The organism is Acidimicrobiales bacterium (assembly GCA_036491125.1).
Lineage (GTDB): Bacteria > Actinomycetota > Acidimicrobiia > Acidimicrobiales > AC-9 > AC-9.
Window position 1 is genome coordinate 1 of sequence record DASXCO010000221.1, and the last position, 13,558, is coordinate 13,558.

Below are 13,558 nucleotides of genomic sequence, written 5' to 3' on the forward strand. Positions count from 1 at the left end.
CTCAGCCGGGCGCTGTCGGGGCCGAGGGCAGCCTGGGTCGTCGGAGACCTGAGGGCGCCTGAAGCTGATAGGGCTGCGGCCGGGACCATGGCGTGAGCTATTGCTCAAGCGTTGACCGTTCCGAGCCGCAATTCCTATCGCCCCGCCCAACATGTCCCATACCTACTCGGACGCCCGAGCGCCCGGCTTGAGATCGATTTGAAGACCACCGCAGCGCGCACAGCTGGCCACGGCGCGCACGATGGCGGCAGCCAGTCAAAGGAAGACCGCCAACTCCGGGTCTCGCTGAGCGGCCGCCGCTAGTAACGCCGCAACCTGGGTCGCATCAGGTAACGACGTGTCTACCTGGCTTACGGTCGATGGGCGCGCATCTCGAGCAGGATTGGAGGTCAGCCAGCCCCAGCGCGTCGCGTCGCTCAGCGCTCCACTGATGAGTGCATGAGCCGATCGCACGGACGAGCGGGTGAGACCCTTCTCCTCGCGGAGGTACCGGCAGAGCTCGTCCAGGATGCGGGCGTCGAGCTGTGTGATGAGAAGGCGGCCGATCGTGGGCTGGATGTATGTCCTTGGGATGGCACCTCGACCGAGTTCGTGGCCGGACCTCAGAATTGGCCCCTAACCTGGTACTTCTCTAGCGCGCTCGGAGGGATTCGAACCCCCAACCTTCTGATCCGTAGTCAGATGCTCTATCCGTTGAGCTACGAGCGCTGGAGTCGTACAGCATATTTGATCGTCCCTTGTCGGCGACTGGCGCACCAGGCCATGGACGGCGCGGAGAGGGAGGGATTTGAACCCTCGGACCCGGTCTCCCAGGTCAACTCATTAGCAGTGAGTCCGATTCGGCCGCTCTCGCACCTCTCCGGGGGAGGATTCTAGGCCAAGGGCTCGGGCGCCCCGTACCCCATACGGTGCTCAGTACGGGTGCTTGTCGGCCTTCGCCGCCCAGGCGTTGTAGGGCACCTCGCCCAGATCCGGTCGCAGCTGCTCGATCTTGATGCGCCGATGGCTCAACGGACGGGCGAAGTCCTCGTACTGGAAGGCGTCGTCGAACCCGATCTGGCTGGTGCGCTCGGCATCGTTGGCGAAGTAGACGGCGTCGATCCGGGCCCAGTAGATGGCGCTCATGCACATCGGGCAGGGTGCGCCGCTGAGGTAGATCTCGTGGCCCATGAGCATCCTGGCTCGCGCTTCGAGAGGATCGGGAGAACCCTCGGGCCGCGACACGAGCGCCAGGAGCGACGTGTTCTGACGGTCCTTGGCGATCGAGGGACCCTCGGGGTTGAGCACGGCGCAAGCCTTGCGAATCGCCTCGATCTCGGCGTGGGCCGTGATGTCACCGGTCAAGAGGACGCGATTCTGGCCGCGCGCCACGATCTCGCCATTCTTGACGATCAGGGTGCCGAATGGTCCTCCCCAGTTGTTGTCGACCGATTCCTGGGCCAGCCGACACGCCTCGGCCATGAGCTCGTCAGGTGTCATTCCCCTACTCCCTTTGGCGCCGCCCCGCGCCCATGGATCCGAGCCTAACCGTGCGCTAGCTTCGCCCCGGAGACGGGAGTGGACATGGAGCTGTCGTACGCCAACGGCATTTCGAACGCCCCGCTGCTGGGTGAGACGATCGGGGCCAACCTCGAGCGAACCGTCGCCAGATTCCCCGATCGAGAGGCCCTGGTGTCCCGGCACCAGGGCCTGCGGTACACCTACCAGGCCTTCAACGACGCCGTCGACGTGGTGGCCAGAGGTCTCCTCGACCTCGGCCTCGAGGTCGGCGATCGGGTCGGCGTGTGGAGTCCGAACTGCGCCGAGTGGGTCCTGGTCCAGTACGCCACGGCCAAGATCGGCCTCATCCTGGTCAACATCAACCCCGCCTATCGGACTTCCGAGCTCGCCCACGCCCTCGGCCAGTCCGGCTGCCGGATCCTGGTGGCGGCGTCATCGTTCAAGGACAGCGACTACGCCGCCATGATCGACCAGGTGCGGCCCGAGCTGCCTTTGCTCCAACAGACCGTGCTGCTCGGCTCGGCCTCGTGGGACGACCTCCTGAGCGCGGGAGAGGCGATCGCGCCCGACCGCCTTCGTGAGCGGGAATCCGCCCTCGACTTCGACGACCCCATCAACATCCAGTACACCAGCGGCACCACCGGCTTTCCCAAGGGCGCCACGCTGTCTCACCACAACATCCTCAACAACGGCTTCTTCACCGGCGAGCTGACCCGGTATACCGAGGCAGATCGCGTGTGCATCCCCGTGCCCTTCTACCACTGCTTCGGGATGGTGCTCGGCAACCTGGCCTGCACCACACACGGCTCGACCATAGTGATCCCCGAGGCCGCATTCGACCCGCTCGCCGTGCTCGAGACGGTCGAGGTCGAACGTTGCACCAGCCTCTACGGCGTGCCCACCATGTTCATCGCCGAGCTCGAGCACCCCGACTTCGCCCGTTTCGACCTGTCCTCGCTGCGGACGGGCATCATGGCCGGCTCGCCATGCCCGGTCGAGGTCATGAAGCAGGCCATGTCGACGATGCACATCGGCGAGGTCACGATCTGCTACGGCATGACGGAGACCTCGCCGGTGTCGACCCAGACCGGTCCCGACGACAGCGTCGACAAGCGCGTCGCCACGGTCGGACGCGTGCATCCTCACGTCGAAGTCAAGATCGTCGACCCGATCACGGGGCGAACGGTTCCGCGTGAGACCCCGGGCGAGCTGCTCACCCGCGGCTACTCGGTGATGATCGGATACTGGAACGACCGCGCCCGTACCGGCGAGGTCATCGACGACCAGCGGTGGATGCACACCGGCGACCTGGCGACGATGGACAGCGACGGCTACGTGAGCATCGTGGGGCGCATCAAGGACATGATCATCCGCGGCGGAGAGAACGTCTACCCGCGGGAGATCGAGGAGTTCCTCCACGGCCACCCCGACATCGTCGACGTCCAGGTGATCGGCGTGCCCGACCCCCGCTTCGGCGAGGAGATCACGGCCTGGGTGAAGGTCCGGCCGGGGGCGGAGCTGATCGACGAGGACGTACGGGCGTTCTGCCGCGGCCGCATCGCCCACTTCAAGGTCCCCCGATATGTCCGTTTCGCCGACGACTTCCCCATGACAGTCACGGGCAAGGTCCAGAAGTTTCGGATGCGCGAGATCTCCATTGCCGAGCTGGGGACCGAGATGGCGGGTTCCGACCCGGCCTGATCGCCCACTCCCGTCCAGCGGGCCGAACGCCGCCGAACTCGTACAGTGGTGGGTCGAGGAAGGACGCCCGTGGCCGAGACAACCGAGTCGACCGTGCCCAAGTGGCTGACGCGCTGGTCGGCCGTCTGCTGGCGGCTGCTGATCATCGGGGCCGGCCTGGTCGTGGTCGGCTACCTCTTCACCAGGCTGCGTCTGATCATCCTGCCCATCGTGGTCGCCCTCTTCGTCGCAACCGTCCTCGCTCCCCCGGCCAGGTGGCTGCGCCGGCACCGGCTGCCGCCGTTGCTGGCCACGTGGGCGGTGTTGCTCGGGTCGGTGATCGTCATCGGCGGCCTGATCTGGGGGCTGTACACCCTCACCCAGGGCCAGTTCAACCAGCTCGGCCACGAGCTCTCCAACGGGGTCAACCGGGCCGAGCGATATCTCACCAATGGCCCCTTCCACCTGTCCCACAGACAGGTCAACGACTACGTCAATCAGGCCAAGAACTTCTTCACCAAGAACCAGGGCACCATCGTGAAGGGCGCGTTGTCGGGGGCGACGATCGCTCTGGAGGTCGCCGCTGGCGCCCTGCTGGCCCTCGTCCTCACCTTCTTCTTCGTGAAGGACGGCGACAGGATCAGCGGCTGGGCGCTATCGCTGTTCAAGGGTCGCCGGGTTGAGGACATGAGGACACTGGGCCACCAGACGTGGGCGACGATGGCCGCCTACGTCCGGGGAACCGCCGCCAACGGGTTCGTGAACGCAGTCCTGCTCTCCCTCGCGCTGATCGGCCTCGGCGTGCCTCTCGTGCTACCCCTTGCCCTGTTGACGTTCGTCGGCGGCTTCCTGCCCATCGTCGGAGCCATCGTCAGCGGCGCCTTCGCCGCCCTCGTCGCCCTGGTGATCAAGGGCCCGATCGCCGCGCTCATCATCATCGGCGTCACGATCGTCATCCACAACGTCGAGGGCTACATCGTCGGCCCCAAGGTGCTCGGCCACGAGGTGAACCTCCACCCGGTCGCGATCATCCTGGTGCTGGCGGCCGGCACCGCCATCGGCGGGATCATCGGCGCCTTTCTCGCCGTCCCCCTCACGGCCATCTTGATCGCCGTCTACAACCACTACCACGACCCGGGCAGGCTGGAACCGCTGGACGACGAAGGCGCCGCACCAGAGCCGACGCCCGAGCCCGCCCGCCCGATCCCGTCGCCGGCCGACGACGGGGTGCCCTCCGACGGAGTCAGGGAGTCGGCGGAGGAGCCGGCACCGGCCGATGGAGGTCGATCCCCGACGAGGCCCCTGCGCGGTGCCGGTCCCGTCGACTGAGCCGACAGGGACCGACCAGGCAGACGCGCTCAGGACCCGGCTTCGCGCTCGAGCTCGACCGTCGGGTCGGACGCCGTCAGGTCGACCGTCGGCGGCGCTTCCTCGCTGCGAATGAGCCGAGGCAGGGGAAGGACCCGTCGACCGCGGGGCCGGGCGGCCAGGGCGACCACCGAGATCGGCACCGAGAAGCCACGAACAAGGACGTTTGCAGCCCGGCCCTGGACGACCGACTCGGGTAGGGCCAGACCCTCCGAGGCGGCCAGGATCTGGTCACCCTCGGCCCGGTCGGAAAGCCGGGCGGCGAGATTCACTGGGCTCCCCACGTAATCGTCGCCCTCGAGCAGGATCACCTGCCCGCAGGCGACGCCGGCCCGTAACGGCAGCCGACCACGCCGCGAGTGGGCGGCGGAGATGGTCGCCACCGCGTCGACCAGGGGCTCGCAGTCGACGCCCACGAGCATGACGCCGTCACCCAGCCACTTGTCGATCCGGACGCCGACCCGCGAGGTCACGGTGCGCACCGTGGTTCGGAGCGCGATCAACTCGGCCACCGCCTCGTCGTCGCCACGCGCGCCGACAAAGTCGGTGAACCCACAGAGGTCGAGAAAGGCGAAGGATCGTTGGACGCGGGTACCGATAAGCCGAGCCTATCGGGGGATCGGTGAACGCTTGGTAAAGGAAGCGTGATCGTGACCGAGTTCACAGCGCAGGCGGCGGGCGTCGTACTGACCACCGGGACGGCGACGTCGAGCTAGCTTGGCTCGCCGACGGTCGAGGAGGTTGCCGGTGGAACACGACCCCGCCGACGGATCCCCGGAGAGGCCCGAAGGCGAAGCCCGGCGGCGCCAGCTGTCCCGGCGGGAGCTGCTCCGGGCGGGGGTGGCCCTACCGGCGCTGGGACTGCCGTTCGCCGCCGCCTGCGGCGGCGGTCACACCGGCGCCGGGCAGCGGGTTCCGGCGACGACTGCTCCCGCCGACCAGACCACTCCGAACCCGCCCGGACCGCGGGGGCCGCGTGGGAGCGGACAGCCGGTCAGGTTCGCCTTCGGAGGTGACGTGCACTTTCCCGCCGAACGCGACACGACCGATGCCGGGGCCATCTCCCCGGTCGTGCTGGCCGACCAGCTCCGGTCGGACCCGACCCACCTGCTGGCGCCCATCGCCCCCGTGCTCTCGGGCGCCGACCTGTCCATGGTCAACCTGGAGACGGCCATCACCGACAGGGGCGCGCCGGTAGCGGGCAAGAACTTCCACTTCCGGTCCCCGGCCGAGTCCTTCGTCGCCTTGAAGTCCGCCGGCGTCGACGTGGTCAACATGGCGAACAACCACGCCCTCGACTACGGGCCCGTCGGCATGGAGGACACCTTCGCCGCCATCGCCTCCTCCAAGCTTCCGGTCGTCGGGATCGGCAGCGACGCGACAGAGGCCTACGCGCCGTACCGTACGGTGATCAAGGGCCAGCGCATCGCCATCTTCGGCGCCGTCGACTGGCTCGAGCCGAACCTGGTCACGCAGTGGACGGCGACCGACACCCAGCCCGGCCTCGCCTTCTCGATCGACCGTTCGCGTCTCGTCGCCGCGGTGAGCGCGGTACGACCGGAGGTCGACACGCTGGTGACGTTCCTGCATTGGGGCGTCGAGGAGACGCACTGCGCCTCGCCCGAGCAGGAGACGCTCGCCCAGGCACTGCTCGGCGCCGGAGCCGACATCGTCGTCGGGAGCCACGCCCACCGCGTGTTCGGGGCCGGTCGGGTGGGCACGTCGCTCGTCGCCTACGGACTCGGCAACTTCGTGTACTGGCGCGAGGACGGCGAGTCGGGGCGCAGCGGGGTGCTGATGGTCGAGGCCACCGGTCGCCAGGTCGACGCCTACTCGTGGGTCCCCGCCCGCATCACCGACGGGGTGCCTGTCCCGTCGACCGGAGGCGCGGCAACGGCCGACCTGGCCGACTGGGCGAGCCGCCGTAACTGCAGCGGCCTCTCGGCGTAAGCGCCTGCGGTTGCGGGTGGCGCTGGCACAGCACGGTGCTTCTTGTCGACGGGGGTCGACCGCCAGCACAAGGCCACCGACGTGCTGCGCAGCGCGTCATGATGTCCGGCGGGAAGCGCGGATATGAAGGAAGAGCGGGATCCGCGACCATCGATCGGCCGGATCCTCCTCGGTCACCTCGCGGATGGCTTCAATGACGAGGCCTGCCTGCTCCAGTGCCCGCGAATACGCCTCGAGCGGCCGGTGCTCGCTGTGGAACGTCATCGCCATCCCGTCCCGCTCGATGTCGTCACGGTAGCGATGGGCGGCCAGGTAGGACCCGCTGACGACGAAGGGCGCGTCTCGGTCCTCACGCTCGCCTTCGAACCGCCCCGCTGAGTTGAGGGGGTGGACGATTGCGATGCAGAGCCGCGCCTGCGGTGCGAGAAGCCGAGCCGCCTCCGAGATGGCGGCAACGAAGTCATCGACGTCCTGGAGGGACATGAAGGCGATGACGAGGTCGGCACACCCGGGCCGCAGAGGCAGTGCCGCAGCGTCGGCCGCCACCACCGGCTGGGGAACCTTGTGGCTGACGGCTGCGCGGGCGAGGAGAAGCGACGAGTCGAGGGCAACCACGCGGTGGCCTCGTCCGATCAGCTCCCGGCCCAGTCGCCCCTCGCCGGAGCCGATGTCGACGGTCAGCCGCCCCGGTGGTGGTAGGAGCTCGAGGAAACGTCGGCCGTGGAATCGCCAATACGAGTCGTGACCCGCGCCCGCCCAGCGCACCCAGGCGTTGGCGTTCTCATCCCAGGCGCGCCGAAGGGAAGCCATCGATGCTTCGGAGCCGCGAACACCCTCATTGTGTCGTGCCACAACCAGCAGTCTTACCGCGAGCCCTGACTGGTCCATCGACCTGAGTCGGCACAGCGGAGGGAGTGGGATTCGAACCCACGGGGACTTGCATCCCAAGGCTTTTCAAGAGCCTCGCATTCGGCCGCTCTGCCATCCCTCCCACGAGCTCGGAATCAGCGTACCGGCCCGATCTGGCTGCGGAGGGACGCGATCCACTCGTCGGCCGACCGCCAGGCCGCCTCGGCGTCACGACGTCGGGCAGGCCCGTGCTCACCTGCTGCGGGGTACGAGCCGAGGAACTTCACCCCTGCCTGCTGTGCGTGCAGGTCGCGCAGGCAGTCGGCAACCACCTCGTCGTCGACGTGGCCCTCCAGGTCGATGATAAAGCAGTAGTCACCGAGTGCCCGCTTCGTCGGCCGCGATTCGAGCTTGGTGAGGTTGAGGTTGCGCGCCGCGAACTGGCCGAGGATGGCGTGCAGGTTCCCCGGACGGTCAGCCTGCTGATAGCACACGATGCTGGTGCGGTCGTGGCCGGTCGGCGCGGGGATCCCCGACCGGGCCACCACGACGAATCGGGTCTGGTTGTCCTGGTGGTCCTCGATGTCCGAGGCCAGCACCTCCAACCCGTACAGCTTGGCGGACAGAGCCGGGGCCAGAGCCGCGGTCGTCGGCGACCGACCCTCCCCTACCTGACGGGCCGCGTCAGCGGTCGAGTTCGCCGCCGCCACCTCGGCGCCCGGAAGCACGTGGGCGAGAAAGCCGCGGCACTGCGCCGAGGCGTGCGGAAAGGAGACGACCCGGGTGATGTCGCTCGTCCTGGTACCCGGCGCGGCCACCAGGTTCAGGTGAACGTCGAGCACGACCTCTCGCTGGATGAGCAGGTCGGTGTCGAAGACCAGACTGTCGAGCGTGGCCGTCACGGTGCCCTCGATCGAGTTCTCGATGGGAACGAAGCCGAGCTCGACCTCGCCCGACTGTGTGGCGGTCAGCACGTCCAGCAACGCCGAGGCGGGCACCAGCTCCAGCTGGGCGAGGTCGGCCTGGCTGAGCAGCGCCTCCTCGGTGAAGGTGCCCGGCGGCCCGAGGAAGGCGACCCTGGTCACCGGCCGGCACGCCAGCCGGCCCGGGCGGTCGACGCGGGAGCACAGCCGACCCGGGAGGTCGACCTGACGGGGCAGCCGGGCCGGGGGGCCCGGCCGACAGGAGAACGGGCAGGAAGGCGCACTCCCGGGCAGGATAGTGACGACCGGTCATGGACGAGAACGCCATTCGCCAGCTCCTCGAGGACATCCGCGCGGGATCGCTCGATCCCGACGACGCCGTGGCCCGGCTGCGACGCCTGCCATTCGCCGATATCGGCTTCGCGAAGGTCGACCACCACCGGCCCTTGCGTCAGGGTCTGCTGGAGGCGGTCTACGCACCGGGCAAGACCGCCGATCAGTGCTCGGCCATCGTCGCCGAGCTGCTCTCCGAGCCCGCCGGACAGCCGGTCCTCCTCACCAGGGCCGACCCCGAACAGTGCGCAGCGGCCATGGCCCGCAATCCCGGTGGTCGCCGCACCCTCACCGGTCCAGCCGGAACCCGGTGGACGGAGCGAGCAGGTCAGGATCTGAGCCTCGTCGCCTGGCGCCCCGCGGCTGAGCGGCCGGGACGGGTGCTGGTGGTCACGGCCGGCACCGCGGACCTGCCCGTGGCCGAGGAGTGCCAGGCCACGCTCGCCGCCCTCGGGCTTCGGCCCGAGCTCCTGACTGACTGCGGCGTGGCCGGCATCCACCGCTTGCTCGTCAGCGCCGACGACCTGGCCAAGGCCGACGCCGTGATCGTCGTTGCTGGCATGGAGGGAGCGCTCGCCAGCCTCGTCGGCGGCGTGACTGCGGCTCCCGTGGTCGCCGTCCCCACCAGCACGGGCTACGGCGCCGCTTTCGAGGGCATCGCCGCGCTGCTGTCCATGCTCTCGTCGTGCGCAGCCGGGGTCACGGTCGTCGGGATCGACAATGGGTTCGGCGCCGCCTGCGCCGTCAATCGCCTCTTCGGATGAGCAGCGCCTCGGGGCCGTCCGCCGGCGAGGAAAAGGCGGGCGTCACGGTCTCCGCCCCCTCGACCACCGCGTGGTTCCATTGCTTCGCCGGTATCGCGGGCGACATGGCGCTGGGCAGCCTCCTGGACGCCGGCGCCGATCTCGACGAGGTGGCGGCCGTGGTCAAGCGGCTGCCGCTCCGAGGCTGGACGCTCGAGGCCGAGCCCGTACTGCGAGGAGGGATCGCGGCCACCCGGGCGGTGGTGCGGGTGACCGAGGACAGCGTGGTGCGGACGCATTCCCACATCGTGGGCCTCATCGAGGAGGCCCGACTGCCCGAACGTGCCCGCCGGCGTTCGCTGGCTGCCTTCGGTGCCCTGGCCCGAGCCGAGGGCGCCCTGCACCGCCGGCCCCCTTCCCAGATCCACTTCCACGAGGTCGGCGGCCACGACGCCATCGTCGACATCGTGGGCACGAGCGCGGCGATGGAGGTGCTCGACATCGACCTCGTCACCGCCAGCCCGGTGGCCACCGGAACCGGCGTGGTCCGCACCGCTCATGGCATCCTCCCCAACCCGGCTCCCGCAGTGGTGGAGCTGCTCCGCGGGGTGCCGACCCAGGGGCGGGACATCAACGTGGAGCTGACCACGCCCTCGGGTGCGGCCATTCTGGCCGGGACGGCCACCTCCTACGGCCCGCTCCCGGCGATGACGATCACGGCCACCGGGTTCGGTGCCGGCCTGCGAGATCTCGATCAGCTCCCCAACTGCACCCAGGTCGTCCTCGGGACTCCGCTCGAGCTGGCATCCTCGGTCCCCGGGCAGCCAGTGACGCTGCTCGAGGTCAACGTCGACGACGCAAGCGGCGAGACGCTGGCCCACGCGGTCGCTGCGCTAATGGCCGCTGGAGCCCACGACGCCTGGATCACCCCTGTCATCATGAAGAAGGGTCGGCCGGGACACACCGTGAGCGTGCTCGCCGACACCGCCCTGGTGCCGTCGCTGTCGGAGGTCCTCCGGATCGAGACCGGCTCCCTGGGCGTTCGGGGCCAGGTCCTGGAGCGGTGGCCGGCCAGCCGGTCGGTACAGGAGGTCGAGATCGAGGGCGTGCCCGTGCGGGTCAAGGTCAGCCCCGGACGGATCAAGGTCGAGCACGACGACGCCGCCCGCGCCGCGCGCCGCACCGGGCTCCCTCTGCGCGAGGTGCTGTGGCGGGCGGAGACGGCATGGCGGCGACGCACCAATGACGACGACTCCCCCGGTGCGTCCTGAGCGGCCCGCTCAGCCCGAAACGGCGAGGGTCGTCGTCTGCTGGTTGTCGGCGGGAATGAGCTCTCCGTCGATGGGGCCGACGGAGACCGTCAGGTTGTAGAACGTCCGCGGGCCGAGCGACAGGCCGCCGAGGTCGATCGCCCGGCGTTGGCCGGGATCGATGTCGACGACGGTGCGGACAGACTGGGTCTGCGCCGATGCCAGCGTGGCCACGACGGGCACGGCGTGCTCGGTCGCGTTGCCGGTGTTGGCGACCACCACTTTGACGGTCAGCTGCCTGGCGAGCCCGAGCACGGCCACCGGCCCGTTGTACGAGGTGGGCGCCGGCTGGGTTGACACCAGCACGAGGCCGACGCCGTGGTGCACGGCCAGCGATGAGGAGAGCCGGAGGCCGAGCACATAGAGGTTCAGGGAGCTCGGGGCCCAGTCCGCCTCGTTCAGGACCCACCGGTACTGGGGAACGGCGATCGATGCTGCCTGGGATCGCGGCAGCGCCCGCAGGAAGCTGCCGTAGAGGCCGTCAGCGGCACTGAGCTCCTGCCCCGCTCGAGCCAGCTGGGCCTGGGGCTGATCGCCCGGCGCCCCGGACAATGCGGTCTGCAATCCGTCACGAAGCGACGCGACACCCTGAGCCCGCATCTTCAACGCCCGGTCGAGGTCGCCGCCGGAAGACCCCAGCGATCCCGGCGGATCGACGACGGCCACCTGCTGCTGGACGCCGGCGGTCGCACCCGCGAGATCGTTCACCCGCTGGAACAGCGTCGTGCGGTCGAAGGCGGGGGCGTTGGCCCGCATGTCCCGCACCGCGGCCCCCTGCTGGGAAGAGAGCAGGAGCTGGGGGCGCACGATGTCCAGGTACGACTGCTGGTCGGGACTCGACTGTGAGCCGGGCAGGGCCAGCACGACGATCACGATCACCGCCACGACCAACCCGAGGATGACCAACACGCGCGGACGACGACGGCGAAAAGCCATCGGCGCTGACCCTAGCCCTCGCCGGCCGCGACCAGGGGTCGAGCGGACGGACGGGCGAAGCGGCCCGACCGGCGAGGGCGGCCAGAGGACGCCACGCCGCTCGTGGGCGAGGGGGGACTTGAACCCCCACGTCCTTGCGGACACAGGAACCTGAATCCTGCGCGTCTGCCAATTCCGCCACTCGCCCCGAGTGAAGCGTGGGTCACCTTAGTCGACCCTCCGACCAGGAAGGATGGCCTGAACTCGCTACCATGGGCCGACCATCCGCGTGGGCCTCGGGCACCGAGGCCCCTCTTCCCGACCCAGGACCAAGGGTGGGTAGGCTGGCTCGAGCATGGGACTCCAGCAGTTTGAGCAGCGACTCGAGCGCCTCGTCGAGGGAGCGTTCGCAAAAGCCTTTCGGAGCGGCTTGCAGCCGGTCGAGATCGCGCGCCGCCTGACCCGTGAGATGGACCTCCAGCGCACCGTCGGCCCCCGCGGCGTGATCGCGCCCAACGTGTTCGAGGTGGCCCTGGCGCCGAGCGACATGGAGCGCTTCGAGTCGTTCGCCGACGCCCTGGTCTCCGAGCTCGCCGATGCCGCGCGGGACCATGCCCGCACCGAGCGCTTCAACTTCGTGGGTCCCGTCGAGGTGGCCCTCAAGCCGGATCAGGGTCTCAACCCCGGCTCCTGCGTCGTCACCAGCGAGGTCAAGGGCGGCCCCGGCGGTGGTCCCATGATGAGCCTGGTCCTCGCCGACGGCCGCCGCGTCACCCTGGACGAGGAGCCGATCGTCATCGGGCGAATGCCCGAGTGCACCGTGGTGGTGGAGGACACCAACGTCAGCCGACGCCACGCCGAGGTGCGCCGGGACGGGCCCGACGTGGTCGTCTCGGACCTCGGATCGACGAACGGGACGCGGGTCAACGGCGCCCAGGTGCGCACCAGGCGGCTGAACGACGGTGACGAGATCACCGTGGGCAGGACGAGCCTTCGATTCGAGGTGCGGTAGTGCGCCGGCGCGCACCCGCGCGGGTGAGGCCCTCGACTCCCGCTCCGCCGGCCAGGGGGCCCGGTCGCCCCCGGCATCACCTGACCCCGACGGACGGCTGACGGCCCGGTGTCTGACTCGCTCCTCACGATCCTCAAGTTCTTCCTGATCGCGCTGCTCTGGCTGTTCTTCCTGCGCGTCCTGCGAGCCGTCTGGTCCGAGCTCAAACGGCCGCCCGTGGTGACCGTCGTCGAGGAGCCCAAATCGCGACGGACCCGCCGCAGGGAAGCCCCGCCTCCCCAGCCGCCGGGTCCCCCGACCGGGGCGCTGCCAGTCGACGGCCGGCGGGCCAACGGGCAGGTCATGCGGCTCAGGGTGCTGGAGCCCGCCGAACGGCAGGGTCGGACCTTCGAGCTCGGCGAGGAGGTGACGGTGGGCCGCGCCTCCGGCTGCGGGGTGGCCCTGGACGACGCCTTCACCTCCCAGCTGCACGCCCGACTCTTCCGGAGCAACGGCGAGACATGGATCGAGGACCTCGGCTCGACCAACGGGACCTACGTGAACGCCAAGAAGCTCGCCTCGCCCGTGCCCCTCCACCTCGGCGACCGGCTCCAGGTCGGCCGCACCGTCCTGGAGGTCGGCCCGTGATCCGGCTGCGCTCCAGCTCGGCCACCGATGTCGGCCTCGTGCGCACGACGAACCAGGACCGGGCCCTCGAGGGCGACGGGCTCTTCGCCGTGGCCGACGGGATGGGCGGCCACGTCGGCGGGGAAACGGCGGCCCAGACGGCGATCGACGCCTTCCGTACGACCTTCGCCGGTCACCCGTCGGCCGACGGCCTGGCCGACGCCGTGCGCCAGGCCAACCACGCCGTGTGGGAGGCGTCTCGGGCGGAGACGGCTCTGCGGGGAATGGGGACGACGCTCACGGCGCTGGGGCTCGTGACGGTCGACGGTAAGGAAGACCTGGCCGTGGTGAACGTGGGGGACTCCCGCG

Annotated in this window: 13 protein-coding genes and 4 tRNA genes; 8 read left to right on the forward strand and 9 right to left on the reverse strand. The window is 69.6% G+C overall.

All coding sequences use genetic code 11. The features are described 5' to 3' along the window. Positions 1–635: 635 nt before the first annotated feature. The 3 genes from VGF64_17285 to VGF64_17295 form a co-directional block, all read right to left on the reverse strand. Positions 636–708 (reverse strand) — tRNA-Arg (locus tag VGF64_17285). Between the two features lie 64 nt (positions 709–772). Beyond that, positions 773–861, reverse strand: a tRNA-Ser gene (locus VGF64_17290). 51 nt (positions 862–912) lie between these two features. After that, positions 913–1,479: a nucleoside deaminase gene (locus VGF64_17295; protein HEY1636516.1), complete on the reverse strand. Its 567-nt coding sequence runs from the start codon at positions 1,477–1,479 to the stop codon at positions 913–915. Positions 1,480–1,563: 84 nt separating this feature from the next. Between VGF64_17295 and VGF64_17300 the strand changes: the two genes are divergently transcribed. Together VGF64_17300 and VGF64_17305 are read left to right on the forward strand one after the other, a co-directional pair. Further along, on the forward strand, positions 1,564–3,201 hold the full coding sequence (locus VGF64_17300; protein ID HEY1636517.1) for an AMP-binding protein: 1,638 nt from the start codon (positions 1,564–1,566) through the stop codon (positions 3,199–3,201). Between the two features lie 69 nt (positions 3,202–3,270). Continuing rightward, positions 3,271–4,509 carry an AI-2E family transporter gene (locus tag VGF64_17305; protein HEY1636518.1) on the forward strand — a complete coding sequence of 413 codons (1,239 nt, stop codon included), beginning with the start codon at positions 3,271–3,273 and terminating at the stop codon, positions 4,507–4,509. Positions 4,510–4,538: 29 nt separating this feature from the next. On the opposite strand, the gene VGF64_17310 is transcribed toward VGF64_17305, so the two are convergent. Further along, a complete protein-coding gene (locus VGF64_17310) occupies positions 4,539–5,060 on the reverse strand; it encodes a hypothetical protein (GenBank protein ID HEY1636519.1) in 522 nt (173 codons plus the stop codon). Positions 5,061–5,295: 235 nt separating this feature from the next. Between VGF64_17310 and VGF64_17315 the strand changes: the two genes are divergently transcribed. Continuing rightward, complete coding sequence (locus tag VGF64_17315) at positions 5,296–6,498, forward strand: CapA family protein (protein ID HEY1636520.1); 1,203 nt, start codon at positions 5,296–5,298, stop codon at positions 6,496–6,498. A gap of 96 nt (positions 6,499–6,594) precedes the next feature. Here the strand turns inward: VGF64_17315 and VGF64_17320 are convergent, their stop codons facing one another. The 3 genes from VGF64_17320 to pheA all read right to left on the reverse strand — a co-directional run bounded on the left by VGF64_17320 (position 6,595) and on the right by pheA (position 8,432). Beyond that, positions 6,595–7,308, reverse strand: coding sequence for a class I SAM-dependent methyltransferase (locus tag VGF64_17320; protein HEY1636521.1), 714 nt, complete (start codon positions 7,306–7,308; stop codon positions 6,595–6,597). 96 nt (positions 7,309–7,404) lie between these two features. Beyond that, a tRNA-Ser gene (locus VGF64_17325) sits at positions 7,405–7,489 on the reverse strand. A 13-nt stretch (positions 7,490–7,502) separates the two neighbouring features. Continuing rightward, positions 7,503–8,432 carry a prephenate dehydratase gene (gene pheA / locus VGF64_17330; GenBank protein ID HEY1636522.1) on the reverse strand — a complete coding sequence of 310 codons (930 nt, stop codon included), beginning with the start codon at positions 8,430–8,432 and terminating at the stop codon, positions 7,503–7,505. A gap of 149 nt (positions 8,433–8,581) precedes the next feature. Between pheA and larB the strand changes: the two genes are divergently transcribed. Both larB and larC read left to right on the forward strand, forming a co-directional pair. Then, positions 8,582–9,367 carry a nickel pincer cofactor biosynthesis protein LarB gene (gene larB, locus VGF64_17335; protein HEY1636523.1) on the forward strand — a complete coding sequence of 262 codons (786 nt, stop codon included), beginning with the start codon at positions 8,582–8,584 and terminating at the stop codon, positions 9,365–9,367. Continuing rightward, the gene (gene larC, locus VGF64_17340) at positions 9,364–10,617 is read left to right on the forward strand and encodes a nickel pincer cofactor biosynthesis protein LarC (protein HEY1636524.1); all 1,254 of its coding nucleotides are present in this window, start codon (positions 9,364–9,366) and stop codon (positions 10,615–10,617) included. Before larB ends, larC begins: the two co-directional genes overlap by 4 nt. 9 nt (positions 10,618–10,626) lie before the next feature. Here the strand turns inward: larC and VGF64_17345 are convergent, their stop codons facing one another. Further along, entirely contained in the window at positions 10,627–11,592 is a 966-nt protein-coding gene (locus tag VGF64_17345) for a hypothetical protein (GenBank protein HEY1636525.1), read from the reverse strand. A 103-nt stretch (positions 11,593–11,695) separates the two neighbouring features. Further along, a tRNA-Leu gene (locus VGF64_17350) sits at positions 11,696–11,779 on the reverse strand. A gap of 147 nt (positions 11,780–11,926) precedes the next feature. Between VGF64_17350 and VGF64_17355 the strand changes: the two genes are divergently transcribed. From VGF64_17355 to VGF64_17365, 3 genes are all read left to right on the forward strand, one after another. Next, a complete protein-coding gene (locus tag VGF64_17355) occupies positions 11,927–12,583 on the forward strand; it encodes a DUF3662 and FHA domain-containing protein (GenBank protein HEY1636526.1) in 657 nt (218 codons plus the stop codon). 108 nt (positions 12,584–12,691) lie between these two features. Further along, the gene (locus tag VGF64_17360; GenBank protein ID HEY1636527.1) at positions 12,692–13,210 is read left to right on the forward strand and encodes an FHA domain-containing protein; all 519 of its coding nucleotides are present in this window, start codon (positions 12,692–12,694) and stop codon (positions 13,208–13,210) included. Then, the coding region (locus VGF64_17365) for a protein phosphatase 2C domain-containing protein (GenBank protein ID HEY1636528.1) at positions 13,207–13,558 on the forward strand (352 nt) is incomplete at its 3' end. The genes VGF64_17360 and VGF64_17365, both read left to right, overlap by 4 nt.